We start from the raw sequence: 17,867 nt of genomic DNA on the forward strand, positions 1-17,867 counted from the left end.
CGGACAGCGGGGCTTCGTTCCGCACGCGCCGGTCCGGCTCAGTGGCCGGTCCGGCCGCCGTTGTCCCGGCGGTCGAGGGCGCGCTGGAGGGCGGCGGCGGCGTTCTTGCGGTCGGACTCGCTCGTACGGGACACGTGACGGACTCGGCGGCGGACGGTGGTCTCGGCCATGGCAATCGACTCCTTCGGCATGCGTGGAGCACGGCAGTGGGGGGATGCAAGACGCCGGAAGGGGCGGGGAGCGCTTGGCCGCAGGGGTTGCCTGCGCGGGCCGGCTCACGACCGCCATTCGCTGGATGGAGCGAGACGTTCGGCTTCTCTCACGGTAAGGGAGCGGCCCGCGCCTGTCTGCACAATTACTCGGACTTCCTACTATCTGAGACGAAGACGCCGCTGAGCTGGGCTTTCATCCAGCCGCGCGACGCGCCGTCAGACGACGTCGCCGTCCCGCCAGTCGAAGACGAGTTCGCCGGACGGCTCCAGCGCAACGGCGGGAGCGGGCCGCACGTACACCCCGCCCTCCTCGTCCGGCAGCCGGACGATGCCCTCCGGGGACAGGGCGTGCACCGGTCCGGGCCAGCACTGCCAGCCGCGGGCGGCGTACAGCAGGGCGCCCTCGTCACTCGCCGACAGCGCGCCGAGGTCGTAGGCGCGGTCGATCATCCGCTCCAGCTCGGCCATCACCCGCCCGCCGAGCCCGGTGCGCCGCACGTCGGCCCGTACGGCGACGCCCTCGACGTAGCCGGTGCGCAGCCACCGCCCCCCGTGCCGCACCCGGCGCATCACGAGGGCCCCGTGCGCGGCGAGCCCCGCGCCGTCCTCGATCAGCGCGTGCGTCCCGCCCAGCCAGTGGTCCTCGTCGTCGTCGGAGCAGTCCCCGTCGAAGGCGTGGTCCAACAGGGCGCGTATCTCCCTGAGTTCGGCAGGTTCGAGGTCGGCGGTGTGGACGAGTCGGGGCCGAGGAGTCATGACGGCAGTATGCCCCGCCGGACATGGCGACGGCCCGGGAGGCCCGCTGCGGGAGCGGGCGTCCCGGGCCGGGATCGCGGGGGCGGTCAGCCCATGTGCGGGTAGCCGTAGTCGGTCGGCGGGACCAGGGTCTCCTTGATGGCGCGGGTCAGGGTCCAGCGCAGGAGGTTCTGGGGGGCGCCGGCCTTGTCGTTGGTGCCGGAGGCGCGGCCGCCGCCGAAGGGCTGCTGGCCGACGACGGCGCCGGTCGACTTGTCGTTGATGTAGAAGTTGCCCGCGGCGAAGCGGAGCTTCTCCATCGTGTACGCCGCCGCCGCGCGGTCGTTCGCGATGACCGAGCCGGTGAGGGCGTAGTCCGACACCGACTCCATCTGGGTCAGCATCTCGTCGTACTTGTCGTCCTCGTAGACGTACACCGCGAGGATCGGGCCGAAGTACTCGGTGGTGAAGACCTCGTTCTCCGGGTCGGTGCACTCGATGACGGTCGGCCGGACGAAGTAGCCCACCGAGTCGTCGTAGGAGCCGCCCGCGACGATCGTGCAGGCGGGGTCGGCCTTGGCGCGGTCGATGGCGGCCTTGTTCTTGGCGAACGCGCGGTCGTCGATGACGGCGCCCATGAAGTTCGACAGGTCGGTGACGTCACCCATGGTCAGGTAGTCGACCTCGGCCGCGAACTCCTCCTTGAAGCCCGAGTTCCAGATGGAGGCCGGGATGTAGGCGCGGGAGGTGGCGCTGCACTTCTGGCCCTGGTACTCGAAGGCACCGCGGGTCAGTGCGGTCTTCAGCACCGCGCGGTCGGCCGAGGGGTGGGCGACCAGGAAGTCCTTGCCGCCGGTCTCGCCGACCAGACGCGGGTAGGAGCGGTACTTCTCGATGTTGTTGCCGACCGTCTTCCACAGGTACTGGAAGGTCTTGGTCGAGCCGGTGAAGTGGATGCCCGCGAGGTCCCGGTGTTCCAGGGCGACCTCGGAGACCGCGATGCCGTCGCCGGTGACGAGGTTGATGACGCCCTTGGGCAGGCCCGCCTCCTCCAGCAGCCGCATGAGCAGCACGGCGGCGTGGGTCTGCGTCGGGGACGGCTTCCACACCACCACGTTGCCCATCAGGGCGGGGGCGGTGGGCAGGTTGGCCGCGATCGCCGAGAAGTTGAACGGCGTGATCGCGTAGACGAAGCCCTCCAGCGGGCGGTGGTCCAGACGGTTCCACACGCCCGGGGAGTTCGCCGGGGGCTGCTCGGCGATGATCTGGCGGGCGTAGTGGACGTTGAAGCGCCAGAAGTCCACCAGCTCACAGGGCGAGTCGATCTCGGCCTGCTGGGCGGTCTTGGACTGGCCCAGCATGGTGGACGCGGCGATCGTCTCGCGCCACGGGCCGGCCAGCAGCTCGGCGGCGCGCAGGATGATCGCGGCGCGGTCGTCGAAGGACATCGCGCGCCAGGCGGGGGCGGCGGCCAGGGCCGCGTCGATGGCGTCGCGGGCGTCCTGCTGGGTGGCGTGCCGGCCGGTGCCGATGACGGCCTTGTGGTTGTGCGGCTGGACCACCTGGAACGGCTCGCCGCCGCCCAGCCGCTTCTCGCCGCCGATGGTCATCGGCAGCTCGATCGGGTTCTCGGCCAGCTCCTTGAGCTTGGCCTCCAGCCGGAGGCGCTCGGGCGAGCCGGGGGCGTAGCCGTGCACCGGCTCGTTGACGGGGGTGGGGACCTGGGTCACAGCGTCCATGAGATCCGTAACTCCTTGTACGTGAGCGGGTGGTGGGCTCAGCCCTTGCTGACCATGGAACGGAGGAAGAACCGGAGGTTCGCCGGCTTCTCCGCGAGACGGCGCATGAAGTAGCCGTACCAGTCGGTGCCGTAGGCCGTGTAGACGCGCATGCGGTGGCCCTCGGCGGCCAGCCGCAGGTGCTCCTCGCCCCGGATGCCGTACAGCATCTGGAACTCGTACTCGTCGAGCTTACGGCCGGCCTTGTGGGCCAGCTCCTGGGCGATGGCGATCAGGCGGGGGTCGTGGGACCCGATCATCGGGTAGCCCGCGCCCTCCATCAGGATGCGCAGGATGCGCACGTAGGCCTTGTCGATCTCGTGCTTCTGCTGGTAGGCGACCTCGGCGGGCTCCTTGTAGGCGCCCTTGACCAGGCGGACCCGGCTGCCGGACTCGGCGAGGCGGCGGGCGTCGGCCTCGGTGCGGAACAGGTAGGCCTGGATGACGCAGCCGGTCTGCGGGAAGTCCTTCCGCAGCTCCTCGTGGATGGCGAACATCGAGTCGAGGGTGGTGTGGTCCTCGGCGTCCAGGGTGACCGTCGTGCCGATGGCGGCGGCGGCCTCGACGACCGGGCGGACATTGGCGAGGGCCAGCTCGTGACCGCCGTCCAGCGCTTGGCCGAACATGGAGAGCTTGACCGACATCTCGACCTTCTCGCCCAGTTCCAGGCCCTTGAGGTGGTCGATCAGCGCCAGGTAGGCGTCCCGGGCGGCGGTGGCCTGCTCCGGGGTGGTGATGTCCTCGCCGACGACGTCCATCGTCAGCTCCAGGCCCTTGGCCGTCAGGTCCTCGATGATCGGGACGATGTCGGCGACGGTCTCGCCGGGTATGAAGCGGTCGACGACCTGCTTGGTCACCGGGGCCGCCGAGATCAGGCGTCGCATCCGGTCGCTGCGCGACGCGGCGAGAATCACGGGACCCAGCACGGGGCACCTCCACAGACAAGCACCAAAGAGGCCGACACCCGACGATTCGGGTACGGCACGGAGAACCACCGTGAAACCTAAGGATCTCTCCGATCCTGGGCCATCGACAGCTGTCACGCATCCGTGCCCGGGATCTCAGACAGATGTATGAAGGCGGTCGGCACATGGGGGAGAATGCCCGGGTGGCGGCGGATTTCAAGGCGTTCAAGGCGGACTACCAGGAGCTGGTGGACGAGATCTCCGAGTTGCTGGGCGTGCCCGCGACCCTGGAGAACCGCGACTTCGAGCTGATCGCCTTCGGGGCCTACGACAGCGAGGACGAGCTGGACCCCTCCGCGCTGGACCCGGTGCGCACCCGCTCGATCCTGACCCGGCGCTCCACGGCGACCGTCCGGGCCTGGTTCGAGGGGTTCGGCATCACCCGGGCGACCGCGCCGGTGCGCATCCCGCCGAGCCCCCAGGCCGGTGTCTACCGGGGCCGGATCTGCCTGCCCGTACGCCACCGGGGCGTCGTCCTCGGCTACGTCTGGCTGCTGGACGGCGACCCGGGCCCGACCGAGGCCCAGCTGACCGCCGCCATGCGGGTGGCGGACCGGATCGGCGCGCTGCTCGCCGACGAGGCGCAGGCCGGGGCGGGGCTGAGCCGGGAGCTGCGGGCGGTGCTCACCGCCGACCGGGGCTGGCAGCGGGACATGGCGGTGGCCGACCTGCGCACCGCGCTCGGCCCCCGCGCCGACGGCCCGCACACGCTGGTCTGCGTCGCGCCCTGGCCGTCCACCGACCCGGACGACGTCCCCGCGCCGCGCACGGTCCCGCACGCCACGGCCCTGTGCACCCTGCCCTGGGGGGCGGCCGGCCTGAGCCTCGCGGTGCTGGTGCGGCTGCGCGCCCCGGACACGACGGCCCCCGCGGTGGCCGCCGCCACCCGGCTGCTGAAGGAGGCCGAGGAGTCCCGGGGGGCGCGGGCGCGCGGCGCCGGGGCGCGGACGGCGGCGGCCGTGGCGGCGCGGCCCGGCGGGGCGGCCGGGCTCGCCGCCCGGGCCACCGGGCACGCCGCCGGCATCGGGGAGCCCGGCGCGGGCCTCGCGGAACTGGGCACGATGTGGCAGCAGGCGTTCGACGCGGCGCGCGCCGCGCTGGCCGAGCCACGGCTCGGGCCGGTCGCCCAGTGGGCGCGGATCGGGGCGTACCGGCTGCTGACCGCGCTGCCGCCGGAGACCGCGCGGGACCGGGTGGTCGGCGCGCTGCTCTCCCCCGCCCACACGGAACTCGCCCGCACGGCGGAGATCTACCTGGACTGCGCGGGCCAGGCCGGGCGCACGGCGACCGAGCTGGGCATCCACCGCCAGACCCTGTACTACCGGCTGTCCCGGGTCGAGCAGCTCACCGGCCTGGACCTGGACGACGGCGAGGACCGGCTGCTGCTGCACATGGCGCTGAAGCGGGCCCGGCTGTGAGCCTGGCCCGGCCGGGTGCCGTACCAGTGAGTGCGGTGAGGTCCCGGTGGGGGGCGCCGGCGGGGCGACCGAGCGGATACGGAAAACGCCGGGCGGGCCGAGGGGTTCTCGGTCCGTCCGGCGTTTCGCGTGTTGGTCAGACGAGGTTGACCGACCGGGCCGACGCGGCCCCGATCTCCGCGGAGAGCTCGGCCAGTACGGTCGAGCCCACCGTGTCGTCGACGGTCAGCACGGCCACCGCCTCGCCGCCCACCGCCGCGCGGGCGACCTGCATACCGGCGATGTTGATGCCCGCCTCGCCGAGGATGCGGCCGACGGTGCCGACGACACCCGGACGGTCCTCGTAGCGCAGCACCAGCATGTGGTCGGCGAGCGCGAGGTCGACGTCGTACTCGCCGACCGCGACGATCTTCTGGACGTGCTTCGGGCCGGCCAGCGTGCCGGAGACCGACACCTCCTCGCCGGTGCCCAGCGTGCCACGCACGGTCACCACATTGCGGTGGTCGGACGACTCCGAGCTGGTGGTCAGGCGCACCTCGACCCCGCGCTCCTGGGCGAACAGCGGCGCGTTGACGTAGGACACGGTCTCGTCCACGACGTCCTCGAAGACGCCCTTGAGCGCCGACAGCTCCAGCACCTTCACGTCGTGCTGGGTGATCTCGCCGTAGACCTCGACGTCGAGGCGGACCGCGACCTCGCCGGCGAGCGCGGTGAAGATCCGGCCCAGGCGCTCGGCCAGCGGCAGGCCCGGCTTGACGTCCTCGGCGATGACACCGCCCTGGACGTTGACCGCGTCCGGCACCAGCTCGCCGGCGAGCGCGAGGCGGACGGACTTCGCGACGGCGATGCCGGCCTTCTCCTGCGCCTCGTCGGTCGACGCGCCCAGGTGCGGGGTGCAGACGACCTGGTCCAGCTCGAACAGCGGGGAGTCGGTGCACGGCTCCTTCGCGTACACGTCCAGGCCCGCGCCGGCGACCCGGCCCTCCTTCAGGGCCGCGTACAGCGCCGCCTCGTCCACGATGCCGCCGCGCGCGGCGTTGACGATGCGCACGCTCGGCTTGACCTTGCGCAGCGCCTCCTCGCCGATCAGGCCGAGGGTCTCGGGAGTCTTGGGCAGGTGGACGGTGATGAAGTCGGAGACCTCCAGCAGCTCGTCCAGGGACAGCACCTTGACACCCATCTGCGCGGCCCGCGCGGGCTGCACATAGGGGTCGTAGGCGACGACCTTCATGCCGAACGCGGACATGCGCTGCGCGACGAGGGCACCGATGCGGCCCAGGCCCACGACGCCCAGCGTCTTCTCGGCCAGCTCCACGCCCGTGTACTTGCTGCGCTTCCACTCGCCGTTCTTCAGCGCGGCGTTGGCCTGCGGGATGTTGCGGGCGGTGGAGAGGATGAGACCGCAGGCCAGCTCGGCGGCGGTCACGATGTTGGAGGTGGGGGCGTTGACGACCATCACGCCGGCCTTGGTGGCGGCGGAGACGTCGACGTTGTCCAGGCCGACGCCGGCTCGCGCGACGACCTTGAGATTCTTCGCGGCGGCGATGGCCTCGGCGTCGACCTTGGTGGCCGAGCGGATCAGGATCGCGTCCACCTCGGCGATGGCCGGCAGCAGCTCGGAGCGGTCCGCTCCGTTGCAGTGCCGGATCTCGAAGTCCGGACCGAGTGCGTCGACGGTGGCGGGCGACAGCTCTTCAGCGATGAGTACGACGGGTTTCGAGCTCACGTGAGTCCTCACATGTGCGATGCGGACGGCCGTCCCGACGGCCGCAGGCGGTGGAGGGGGGCTAGCCGCGGAAGACGCACGACGCTGTGGGCCTGACGCGTGTTGTGCAGAAGTGTAGTGGCGCGGCGCGATCTGTATTACGCCTCCGCGGAAGGATCACCCGGATGAGAAGCTCCACTTTGTACGGAGCCCGGGCGGGAAGCCGCGTGGCGGTGTTCCCCGGCCGGGGAACACCGCCACGCGAAGCGGAGGTCAGGCCTCCTCGTCCACCCACGACATCAGCTTGCGCAGCTGCTTGCCGGTGGTCTCCAGCAGGTGCTCGGAGTCCTGCTTCTTGTACTCGTCGTACTTCTTCAGGCCGCCGTGGTACTCGTCCATCCAGTTCTGGGCGAAGGTGCCGTCCTGGATCTCGGCGAGGACCTTCTTCATCTCCGCCTTGGTGGCGTCGGTGATGATGCGCGGGCCGGTGACGTAGTCGCCCCACTCGGCCGTCTCGGAGACGGACCAGCGCATCTTCTCCAGGCCGCCCTCGTACATGAGGTCCACGATCAGCTTCAGCTCGTGCAGGCACTCGAAGTAGGCGATCTCCGGCTGGTAGCCGGCCTCGACCAGGGTCTCGAAGCCCGCCTTGACCAGCGCCGAGGTGCCACCGCACAGCACGGCCTGCTCGCCGAACAGGTCGGTCTCGGTCTCCTCGGTGAAGGTGGTCTTGATGACGCCGGCGCGGGTGCCGCCGATGCCCTTGGCGTACGACAGGGCGAGCGCGAAGGCGTTGCCCGAGGCGTCCTGCTCCACGGCGGCGATGCACGGAACGCCGCGGCCCTCCTCGTACTGGCGGCGGACCAGGTGGCCCGGGCCCTTCGGGGCGACCATGCAGACGTCCACGCCGGCCGGGGGCTTGATGAAGCCGAAGCGGATGTTGAAGCCGTGGCCGAAGAACAGCGCGTCGCCGTCCTTGAGGTTGTCCTTGATGGACTCCTCGTAGACCCGGGCCTGGATCGGGTCCGGGACCAGGATCATGATGACGTCGGCCTCGGCGGCGGCCTCGGCCGGGGTCACCACGCGCAGGCCCTGCTCCTCGGCCTTGGCCTTGGACTTCGAGCCCTCGTGCAGACCGACGCGCACGTCGACACCGGAGTCGCGCAGCGACAGCGCGTGGGCGTGGCCCTGGCTGCCGTAGCCGATGACCGCGACCTTGCGGCCCTGGATGATGGACAGGTCGGCGTCAGCGTCGTAGAACAGCTCGGCCACTTTGGGTTCTCTCCTTGTGTACGGGTGGTGCGTCCCACCGTATGACGGCGGGCGGGAAGGAAGTTCGGGGGTCTCGGGATACGGGCGGCCGTTGATCGCCGGCCGCCCGCGACGGGTCTTATGCCGTCCGGTCGAGGGCACGCAGTGAGCGGTCCGTGATCGAACGGGCGCCGCGGCCGATCGCGATCGTGCCGGACTGGACCAGCTCCTTGATGCCGTACGGCTCCAGCATCTTGAGCATGGCGGACAGCTTGTCGCCGGAACCGGTGGCCTCGATGGTCACGGCCTCCGGGGAGACGTCCACGGTCTTGGCGCGGAACAGCTGGACGATCTCCACGATCTGGGAGCGGGTCTCGTTGTCGGCGCGGACCTTCACCAGGACGAGTTCGCGCTGCACGGCCTGGCCCGGCTCCAGCTCGACGATCTTCAGCACGTTGACGAGCTTGTTGAGCTGCTTGGTCACCTGCTCCAGCGGCAGGTCCTCGACGTTCACCACGATGGTGATGCGGGAGATGTCGGGGTGCTCGGTGACGCCGACCGCGAGGGAGTCGATGTTGAAGCCGCGCCGGGAGAACAGGGCGGCGATCCGGGCGAGGATGCCCGGCGTGTTCTCCACCAGGACGGAGAGCGTGTGCTTGGACATGGTGTTCTGCTCTTCCTTGCCTGTTGACGGTCAGTCGTCTTCGTTGTCGCCGAAGTCGGGGCGGACGTCCCGGGCGGCCATGATCTCGTCATTGGAGGTGCCGGCGGCGACCATCGGCCAGACCATGGCGTCCTCGTGGACGATGAAGTCGACCACCACCGGTCGGTCGTTGATGGAGTTGGCCTCCTCGATGACCTTGTCCAGGTCCTCGGGGCGCTCGCAGCGCAGGGCCACGCAGCCCATCGCCTCGGACAGCTTCACGAAGTCCGGCACCCGGGTGCCGCGGGCGTCCGGGTTGACGTCGTCCGGGCCGCTGTGCAGCACGGTGTTGGAGTAGCGCTGGTTGTAGAAGAGGGTCTGCCACTGGCGGACCATCCCGAGGGCGCCGTTGTTGATGATGGCGACCTTGATCGGGATGTTGTTCAGGGCGCAGGTGGTCAGTTCCTGATTGGTCATCTGGAAGCAGCCGTCGCCGTCGATCGCCCACACCGTCCGCTCCGGGCGGCCGGCCTTGGCGCCCATGGCGGCGGGGACCGCGTAACCCATCGTCCCGGCGCCGCCGGAGTTGAGCCAGGTGGCGGGCTGGTCGTACTGGATGAAGTGCGCGGACCACATCTGGTGCTGGCCGACGCCGGCGGCGAAGATCGTGCCCTCGGGGGCGAGCTCGCCGATCCGCTCGATGACCTGCTGCGGGGAGAGCGAGCCGTCGTCGGGCAGGTCGTAGCCGAGCGGGTAGGTCTCGCGCCACCGGTTCAGGTCGCTCCACCAGGCGGTGTAGTCGCCCTTGTGGCCCTCGCTGTGCTCCTTCTGCACGGCCTGGACCAGGTCGGCGATGACCTCGCGGGCGTCACCGACGATCGGCACGTCCGCGGCCCGGTTCTTGCCGATCTCGGCCGGGTCGATGTCCGCGTGGACGATCTTGGCGTACGGGGCGAAGCTGTCCAGCTTGCCGGTGACGCGGTCGTCGAAGCGGGCGCCGAGGGCCACGATCAGGTCGGCCTTCTGCAGCGCGGTGACCGCGGCGACGCTGCCGTGCATGCCGGGCATGCCGACGTGCAGCGGGTGGCTGTCGGGGAACGCGCCGAGCGCCATCAGCGTGGTGGTGACGGGGGCGCCGGTCAGCTCGGCCAGGACCTTCAGCTCGGCCGTGGCCTGGGCCTTGAGGACGCCGCCGCCGACGTAGAGGACGGGGCGCTTCGCGGCGGTGATGAGCTTGGCCGCCTCGCGGATCTGCTTGGCGTGCGGCTTGGTCACCGGGCGGTAGCCGGGCAGGTCCATCACGGGCGGCCAGGAGAAGGTGGTCTTCTTCTGGAGGATGTCCTTGGGGATGTCGACCAGGACCGGTCCGGGGCGGCCGGTGGAGGCGATGTGGAAAGCCTGCGCGATCACGCGCGGGATGTCCTCGCCCTTGGTGACCAGGAAGCTGTGCTTGGTGATCGGCATGGTGATGCCGACGATGTCCGCCTCCTGGAAGGCGTCCGTGCCGATCGAGGAGGACACCACCTGTCCGGTGATCGCGACCAGCGGGACGGAGTCCATGCTGGCGTCGGCGATCGGGGTGACCAGGTTGGTGGCGCCGGGGCCCGAGGTGGCCATGCAGACGCCGACCTTGCCGGTGGCCTGCGCGTAGCCGGTGGCGGCGTGGCCGGCGCCCTGCTCGTGCCGGACCAGGATGTGCCGCACCCGGGTGGAGTCCATCAGCGGGTCGTACGCCGGGAGGATCGTGCCGCCGGGAATGCCGAATACCGTGTCCGCGCCGACCTCCTCAAGGGAGCGGATGAGGGACTGCGCACCCGTGACGTGCTCGACGGGGGCGGACTGCTGTCCTCCGGAACGGGGCCGCGGCTGCGGATGGTGGGCCCCGGTGGCCTGCTCGGTCATCGGCATTCTCTTCTCGATGCTGAGGGTTTTTGCGAGGTTCGGGCGGATCTGGGGCGCTGCACGAAGGGCGCTCGTGCAACAAAAAACCCCTCGTGCCGCAAGGCAAGCGAGGGGAGCGCGCCGGTGAGGTCGCTGGGGATTCCGGATCGTCCTCCGGCGGTTCCCAGCTCAGCCGACGCGCTGTCCAAGTACGAGAATTCGGGTGCGCATGGAACTGACCCTCCCCCCGGCACGCACCACGTGTCAAGTGGGTGGGACGGGAGTCTCAGAATGTGAGCGAAGGGCACTGCCGCCCCCGAAGACAGCGGGAACGCCCCCTGTATACACCCCGTTGGGCTCCCTCGCACTGCCCGCGAACGCGGGCTCGACCGAGGCGTGCGGCACCGGGTAGTGACCGGAACCGAGCGCCCGGCGCAGCCGGTACTCGTCCAGCGGACCGGCGAACGCCATGCCCTGGCCGTGGGTGCAGCCCATGGCGCGCAGCGCGATCGCCTGCTCGGGCAGGTCGACGCCCTCGGCCACCGACTGCAGGCCCAGATCGCCGGCGATCCGCAGCAGACCGCTGGTGATCTTGTGCAGCCGCGCGGACTCCACCACGCCCTCGACCAGACCGCGGTCGAGCTTGAGGATGTCCACGGGCAGCCGCCGCAGTGCCGTGATGGCCGCGTAGCCACTGCCGAAGCCGTCCAGGGCGATGCGCACCCCGAGCCGGCTGAGCGCCGTCAGCCGCCGTTCCAGCTCGTCCAGCGAGACGCGGGGGTCGGTGTCGGACAGCTCCACGACCAGCGCCCCGGGCGGCAGCCCGTGCCGGTTCAGCAGCGCCTCCACGGAGCCCAGCGGGGACGAGCGGTCCAGCAGCCGCCGGGCGCTCATCCGGACCGTGACCGGTACGGCGACCCCGGCGGCGGCCCGCTCGGCCGCCTGCTGGACGGCCTGCTGGAGGATCCAGCGGTTCAGCTCGGCGGTCTTGTCGGCGTCGTCGGCCACCCGCAGGAACTCCGCGGGGGTGAACAGCACTCCCTGGGAGGAGCGCCAGCGGGCCTGCGCGGAGACGGTCGTGATCCGGCCGCTCTCCAGGCACACCACCGGCTGGTGCAGCAGCGTGAACTCGCCGTCGTGCAGCGCGGCGCGCAGGCGGGTGGCCAGCTCCGCCTTGCGGACGACGTCCTGCTGCATCTGCGGCTTGTACAGCTCGACCCGGCCCTTTCCGGCCGACTTCGCGCGGTACATCGCCAGGTCGGCGTTTCTCAGCAGCTCGCCCGCGCCCAGGCCCGGTTCGGCGAAGGCGACGCCGATGGAGGCGGCGACCCGGACGTCGTTGCCGTCGATGGCGTACGGCTGGGAGAGGGTCACCCGCAGCCGGTCGGCCAGTTCCAGGATGTTGCGCTCGCGGGCGGCCCGGTCCCGGGTACCGTCGCCGACGATCAGGGCCGCGAACTCGTCACCGCCGAGCCGGGAGGCGGTGTCGCCCTGCCGGACCGCCTCCTGGAGCCTGCGGGCGGCCTGGATGAGCAGTTCGTCCCCGGCCTGGTGCCCGATCGTGTCGTTGACCGCCTTGAACCCGTCGAGGTCGATGAAGAGCACGGCCGTACCGCGCAGCGCGGCGCCCCGGTCGGTGGCCCGGCGGCCGGCCAGGGCCTGCTGCACCCGTCGGGTGAACAGCGCGCGGTTGGGCAGGTCGGTCAGCGGGTCGTGCTCGGCGTTGTGCTGCAACTGCGCCTGGAGGCGGACCCGCTCGGTCACGTCCCGGCTGTTGAAGATCAGCCCGCCGTGGTGGCGGTTGACGGTCGACTCGACGTTGAGCCAGCCGCCGTCGCCGGAGCGGAACCGGCACTCGATGCGCGTGGTGGGCTCCTCCACCGGGCTCGCGGCCAGGAAGCGGCGCACCTCGTGCACCACGCAGCCCAGGTCCTCCGGGTGGATGAGGGCGGCCAGCTCGGTGCCCACCAGTTCCTCGGCGGGCCGGCCGTACACCCCGGCGGCGGCCGGGGAGACGTAGCGCAGGACGCCGTTGGGCGCGGCGATCATGATGACGTCGCTGGAGCCCTGCACCAGGGAGCGGAAGTGGTTCTCCTTCTGCGCCAGTTCCTGGGTGAGGGTGATGTTGTCCAGCAGCATGATGCCCTGCCGGATGACGAGCGCCAGCACCACGGCGCCCGCCGTGATCAGCACGACGTGGTCGGGCCTGCGGCCGTTGAGGACGTTGTACAGGATGCCCAGGGTGCACACGGCCGCGGCGAGGTACGGGGTGAGCGCGGCGAGGGAGCCGGTGAGCGGCCGGCCGGCCGGGTACCGGAGGTGGTCGCCGCCCGGTGCGGGCAGCGGGGGCGCGGGGTGGTGCTCCGTGCTCCACTGGCCGGTGCTCCACTGGCCGGTGCTCCACTGGCCGGTGCCGCGCTGGCCCGGCACGTGTTCGTGGACCACGCGCGTGTGCCCGTCGGGTCCGTGCGCCTCCGGCCCGCCCTGGCGCCGGGGCGCGGCCCAGGGCGCGTAGGCGAGCAGCAGGGAACCGGCGAACCAGCCCGCGTCCAGCAGCCGCCCGGAGCGGTAACTGCTGTGCAGCAGCGGCGAGGTGAACAGCGCGTCGCACAGCACCGTCAGCGCGAGCGCGCCGATCGCGGTGTTCACCGCCGTGCGGTTGCCCGGGGCGCGGCGGAAGTGCAGCGCCAGCACCATGCTGACCAGGGCGATGTCGAGCAGCGGGTACGCCAGCGACAGCGCGGCGTGCGCCACGCTCGACCCGTCGATGCGGGCCGCCTGGGCGAGCGCGAGGCTCCACGAGAGGGTGAGCAGCGAGCCGCCGATCAGCCAGGCGTCCAGCCCGAGACAGATCCAGCCCGCTCTGCTCGCCGGCCGCTTGGCGAGCACCAGCAGGCCCACGATGGCGGGCGGCGCGAAGCACAGGAAGAACAGGTCGGCGTAGCTGGGGCTGGGCACCGGCGCGCTCAGGGCGACCTCGTACCACCCCCAGACCGCGTTGCCCAGCGAGCTCATCGCCGCCGAGAGGGCGAACAGCAGCCAGGCGGACCGGAAGCGCACCCTCGGGCCGCGGGCGTACAGGAAGCAGGAGACGGCGGCGGCGGCCGCCGCCGCGCTCAGCCCGAAGTCGCCCATCACGTCCGCGACCCGGTCCGAGCCCCAGCCGAAGGCGGATCCGATGGCGTAGGCCGCGCAGACCAGGGCGAGGACGAGCTGCTCCGCCAGGCGCCTGTTCTCGCCGGCCACCGGCCGGCGCGACGGCGGCGCCTCGTGCGGGTGCGGTGCGCGGACCGCGCTGCCCAGGGGGGTCGTCACCGAGGTCGGGGCGCTCACCGGGGCCTCCCGGTGCGTGCCGTTCCCCGGTCCTGACGGTCCCGCTGCGCCGGATACGCCGGCCGGTGACGGCCGCTGTACCTGCGCTGGTGGTGGCTGTGGTGGCTGGTGTGATGGCCGCGTCCGCCCGCGGCCGTGCGCCAGGGTCGCCGTCGGCGGCTCCGCCGCGTCGGATCGTTCGTCCATAGGCCGTGCATCGCCCGTCGCCCCCCTCACAGATCTGAAATGTCCATCCCCGGCGCCGAAACGTCAGCGGCGCTGCCCCTGCCCGGGACGATACACCAGGATCGTCACTCAGGGACATAGCGTCTCTACGCTCCGTGACGACCAGGGCGTATACCGGTACGGGGCGCGTCCGAAAGATTGCGGAGGGTGCCGGAAGGCGCCTAGCGCCCGGTTGCTCCCGCCGTTTCAGGACCGGTCGTAAGGATCACGTTCCGCAGGGGTTCGTGGTTCACGAACCGGGTCAGCTGGTCGGCGATCAGCCGCTTGGCGCGCGGCAGGAAGGCCGAGGAGGGCCCGCCGACATGCGGGCTGATCAGCACGCCCGGCGCCTGCCACAGGGGGTGGCCCGGGGGCAGCGGCTCGGGGTCCGTCACGTCCAGGGCCGCCATGATCCGGCCCCGTTCCAGTTCGGCGAGGAGCGCCTTGGTGTCCACCACGGCTCCGCGCGCGACGTTGACGAGCAGCGCACCGTCTTTCATCCGGGCGAGGAAGTCCGCGTCCACGAGTCCCCGGGTGTCCTCCGTAAGGGGGGTGCACAGGATCACGACATCCGCGTGTGGAAGCAGGGAGGGCACATCGGTGATCGGGTGCACGGGGCCGCGCGCTACCGTGCGACCGGAGCGTGCGACCCGTGCGACCCGCGCGACCTCGAAGGGCGTGAGCCGGTCCTCGATGGCGGCGCCGATGGACCCGTAGCCGACGATCAGCACGCTCTTGTCGGCGAGGGAGGGGTGGAATCCGCCGGTCCAGCGCTCCTGCCGCTGGGCGCGGACGAATTCCGGGATGCCGCGCAGCGCGGCGAGGGTCAGGGTGAGCGCCAGCTCGGCCGTGCTGGTCTCGTGCACGCCCCGCGCGTTGCACAGGCGTACGCCCGGCGGGATGTCCGAAAGCCGTGCGGTGATGTCGTCGACACCGGCGGTGAGCGTCTGCACGACCCGGACGTTCGTCAGGTGCGGCAGCGGGCCCACCCGGACCGACAGCCGCTTCATGTACGGCACCACGTACACCGCGCACCGCGCCGGGTCGCCGGGAAACGGCTGGTCACCGTCCGCGCCACCGTCCCAGAACAGGTAACGGGGCCCCGCGGGCAGCCCCTCGATCTCCTCGGGCGGAATGGGAAGCCAGACCTCAGCACTCATGCCAGGAGGCTATGTCAGGGCCGCGCGGGCGCAGAGGTTAGGTTGGTGGCCGGGCAGAGGGAGGTTCACGAGCAGGTGGAGCGCAGGACGATCGGCGCGGGGGGACTCGCGGTGGGGGCCGTCGGACTCGGATGCATGCCGATGAGCTGGGCGTACACCGCATCCCGGCAGCGGGGTGAGGAGTCGGTCAAAGCCGTGCACCGGGCGCTGGACCTCGGCTCGGACCTGCTGGACACCGCGGACATGTACGGCCCGTTCACCAACGAGCTGCTGCTGGGCCGGGTGCTCAGGGAGCGGCGCCGGGACGCCTTCGTGGCCACGAAGGTGGGGCTGCTGGTGGGCGAGCAGCACATCGTGGCCAACGGCCGCCCCGGCTATGTGCGGCGGGCCTGCGACGCCTCGCTGCGCCGGCTCCAGACGGACGTGATCGACCTGTACCAGCTGCACCGCCCCGACCCCGAGGTGCCCGTCGAGGAGACGTGGGGCGCGATGGCGGACCTGGTGCGGGCCGGGAAGGTGCGGGCGCTGGGCCTGTGCGCCCTGGGGGCGCGCGGCGGGCGCCGCTCGGGCGCCGGGTTGTACGACGCGACGCTGCGCCGGTTGCAGCGGGTCCAGCAGGTGTTCCCGGTGAGCGCGGTGCAGGCGGAGCTGTCGGTGTGGTCGCCGGAGGCGGTCCGGGAGCTGCTGCCGTGGTGCGAGGCGCGCGGAGTGGGGTTCCTCGCGGCGATGCCGCTGGGCAACGGCTTCCTGACCGGCACGCTGACGCCGGGCGAGGGTTTCGAACCGGACGACGTGCGCGCCCGGCATCCCCGGTTCACGGCCGAGATGATGGCGGCCAACCAGCCGATCGTCGCGGGGCTGCGGCGCATAGCCCGGCGGCACGGAGAGGGGGTCACCCCCGCCCAGGTGGCGCTGGCCTGGGTGCTGGCGCAGGGCCGTCATGTGATCGCGCTGCCGGGCACCAAGCGGGAGCGCTGGGCCGCCGAGAACGCGGGGGCGGCGGGGCTGCGGCTGACCGCGCAGGACCTCGCGGAGGTGGCCAGGCTGCCGGCGGCGCAGGGTTCCTGGGACTGAGGTCCCGAGGCGCTGTCGTTCCTGGAACCGAGGTCCCGGGACAGGGTTGTTGCTGGGGCTGAGGTCCCGGGGCGGAGTTGTTGCTGGGGCTGAGGTCCCGGGGCGGAGTTGTTGCTGGGGCTGAGGTCCCGGGACAGCGTTGTTGCTGGGGATGAGTTCGGGTCAGGGGGATTTCCGGCCACCGCGGACCGGGAGCCGGTGGCCGTGGATCAGGACCCGGCGAGCGGGAACCCGGCCGGGTGCCGATGGCCGGTGTCCGTCGTCCGTGGCGCCGGAGTAGCGTGCGGCGTGGGGCCGCCGTGGTGTCCGCCGGCCGGAAGGGAACCGTGATCGTGCGACGTCGAGCCGTACCGGCCGTGCTGGCCGTGACCGCCCTGCTGCTCACGGCCGGCTGCTCCTCGGGGGGCGGGGACGCGCCGGGCCGGACGCCGGCCGCCACGGTCTCCGGGGGATCGACCGCCTCCCGGAGCACCGAGCCGGCCGCGCCCGCCAAGGGATCGGCGACGGTGCTGCGCACGGTGGCGAAGGGGCTGAAGTCGCCGTGGGGGCTGGCCGTGCTGCCGGGCGGTGATCTGCTGGTCTCCTCCCGGGACGAGGCCACGATCAGCCGGATCGACGCGAAAACCGGCCGGACGACGGTGCTGGGCACGGTCCCCGGGGTCTCCCCGGCCGGCGAGGGCGGGCTGCTGGGCATCGCCCCGTCCCCCGGCTACGCCACGGACCACATGATCTACGCCTACTTCACCTCGGCCTCGGACAACCGGATCGTCCGCGTCCGCTACGACGAGCGCGAACCGGCCGGTGAGCGACTGGGCGCTCCCGACACGGTGTTCAAGGGCATTCCCAAGGGCGCCATCCACAACGGCGGCCGGATCGCGTTCGGGCCGGACGGCATGCTGTACGCGGGCACCGGCGAGACCGGGCAGCGTGGCCTGGCGCGGGACCGGTCCTCGCTCGGCGGGAAGATCCTCCGGATGACCCCGGACGGCGAACCGGCGCCCGGCAACCCCTTCCCCGGCTCCGTCGTGTACTCCTACGGCCACCGCAACGTCCAGGGGCTGGCCTGGGACGGTCACCAGCGGCTGTTCGCCTCGGAGTTCGGGCAGGACACCTGGGACGAGCTGAACGCGGTCAAGCCCGGCGGCGACTACGGCTGGCCGGAGGCGGAGGGCCGCTCCTCCGACGCCGGCTTCCAGGACCCGGTGGCCCAGTGGCACACCGACGAAGCCTCCCCCAGCGGTATCGCCCAGGTGAATGGCGCGATCTGGATGGCGGGACTGCGCGGCGAGCGGCTGTGGCGCGTCCCGCTGGACGGCACCTCGGCCTCGGCCGCCCCGCAGGCGTTCCTCACCGGCACCTACGGCCGGCTGCGCACGGTGGCCCCGGCGGGCGACGGCCGGCTGTGGCTGGTGACCAGCAACACGGACGGCCGGGGCACGCCGGAGAAGGGGGACGACCGGGTGCTGGAGCTTCAGGTCCGCTGAGCCCGCCCGCCCGTCGGCCCACCC

Annotated in this window: 13 protein-coding genes; 3 read left to right on the forward strand and 10 right to left on the reverse strand. The window is 71.8% G+C overall.

The window, feature by feature from the left end; all coding sequences use genetic code 11:
• Window positions 1–38: 38 nt before the first annotated feature.
• The 4 genes from Srubr_RS41465 to Srubr_RS24235 form a co-directional block, all read right to left on the reverse strand.
• On the reverse strand, window positions 39–170 hold the full coding sequence (locus Srubr_RS41465; protein WP_268257603.1) for a hypothetical protein: 132 nt from the start codon (window positions 168–170) through the stop codon (window positions 39–41).
• Between the two features lie 258 nt (window positions 171–428).
• The gene (locus Srubr_RS24225) at window positions 429–968 is read right to left on the reverse strand and encodes a GNAT family N-acetyltransferase (protein ID WP_189998343.1); all 540 of its coding nucleotides are present in this window, start codon (window positions 966–968) and stop codon (window positions 429–431) included.
• An 86-nt stretch (window positions 969–1,054) separates the two neighbouring features.
• Window positions 1,055–2,686: an L-glutamate gamma-semialdehyde dehydrogenase gene (gene pruA / locus Srubr_RS24230; protein WP_189998344.1), complete on the reverse strand. Its 1,632-nt coding sequence runs from the start codon at window positions 2,684–2,686 to the stop codon at window positions 1,055–1,057.
• Window positions 2,687–2,724: 38 nt separating this feature from the next.
• Window positions 2,725–3,651, reverse strand: coding sequence for a proline dehydrogenase family protein (locus tag Srubr_RS24235; protein WP_189998345.1), 927 nt, complete (start codon window positions 3,649–3,651; stop codon window positions 2,725–2,727).
• Window positions 3,652–3,815: 164 nt separating this feature from the next.
• Here Srubr_RS24235 and Srubr_RS24240 point away from each other — a divergent pair, with 164 nt between their 5' ends.
• A complete protein-coding gene (locus Srubr_RS24240) occupies window positions 3,816–5,108 on the forward strand; it encodes a PucR family transcriptional regulator (RefSeq protein ID WP_229926935.1) in 1,293 nt (430 codons plus the stop codon).
• A 136-nt stretch (window positions 5,109–5,244) separates the two neighbouring features.
• Here Srubr_RS24240 and serA read toward each other — a convergent pair whose 3' ends face one another.
• From serA to Srubr_RS24270, 6 genes are all read right to left on the reverse strand, one after another.
• Window positions 5,245–6,834, reverse strand: coding sequence for a phosphoglycerate dehydrogenase (gene serA / locus Srubr_RS24245; RefSeq protein WP_189998348.1), 1,590 nt, complete (start codon window positions 6,832–6,834; stop codon window positions 5,245–5,247).
• Between the two features lie 252 nt (window positions 6,835–7,086).
• The gene (ilvC, locus tag Srubr_RS24250) at window positions 7,087–8,085 is read right to left on the reverse strand and encodes a ketol-acid reductoisomerase (RefSeq protein WP_189998350.1); all 999 of its coding nucleotides are present in this window, start codon (window positions 8,083–8,085) and stop codon (window positions 7,087–7,089) included.
• 118 nt (window positions 8,086–8,203) lie between these two features.
• Entirely contained in the window at window positions 8,204–8,728 is a 525-nt protein-coding gene (ilvN, locus tag Srubr_RS24255) for an acetolactate synthase small subunit (RefSeq protein WP_116146898.1), read from the reverse strand.
• A gap of 30 nt (window positions 8,729–8,758) precedes the next feature.
• Window positions 8,759–10,609 carry an acetolactate synthase large subunit gene (locus Srubr_RS24260; protein ID WP_189998352.1) on the reverse strand — a complete coding sequence of 617 codons (1,851 nt, stop codon included), beginning with the start codon at window positions 10,607–10,609 and terminating at the stop codon, window positions 8,759–8,761.
• Between the two features lie 243 nt (window positions 10,610–10,852).
• Entirely contained in the window at window positions 10,853–13,921 is a 3,069-nt protein-coding gene (locus Srubr_RS24265) for a putative bifunctional diguanylate cyclase/phosphodiesterase (RefSeq protein ID WP_189998354.1), read from the reverse strand.
• 386 nt (window positions 13,922–14,307) lie between these two features.
• On the reverse strand, window positions 14,308–15,285 hold the full coding sequence (locus tag Srubr_RS24270) for a 2-hydroxyacid dehydrogenase (RefSeq protein ID WP_189998356.1): 978 nt from the start codon (window positions 15,283–15,285) through the stop codon (window positions 14,308–14,310).
• Between the two features lie 75 nt (window positions 15,286–15,360).
• Between Srubr_RS24270 and Srubr_RS24275 the strand changes: the two genes are divergently transcribed.
• Together Srubr_RS24275 and Srubr_RS24280 are read left to right on the forward strand one after the other, a co-directional pair.
• The gene (locus Srubr_RS24275; protein WP_189998484.1) at window positions 15,361–16,359 is read left to right on the forward strand and encodes an aldo/keto reductase; all 999 of its coding nucleotides are present in this window, start codon (window positions 15,361–15,363) and stop codon (window positions 16,357–16,359) included.
• Window positions 16,360–16,691: 332 nt separating this feature from the next.
• Window positions 16,692–17,843 (forward strand): PQQ-dependent sugar dehydrogenase, encoded by a 1,152-nt coding sequence (locus Srubr_RS24280; RefSeq protein ID WP_229926936.1) that lies wholly within the window; start codon window positions 16,692–16,694, stop codon window positions 17,841–17,843.
• Window positions 17,844–17,867 lie beyond the last annotated feature (24 nt).

The organism is Streptomyces rubradiris, from assembly GCF_016860525.1.
Classification (GTDB): Bacteria; Actinomycetota; Actinomycetes; order Streptomycetales; family Streptomycetaceae; genus Streptomyces; species Streptomyces rubradiris.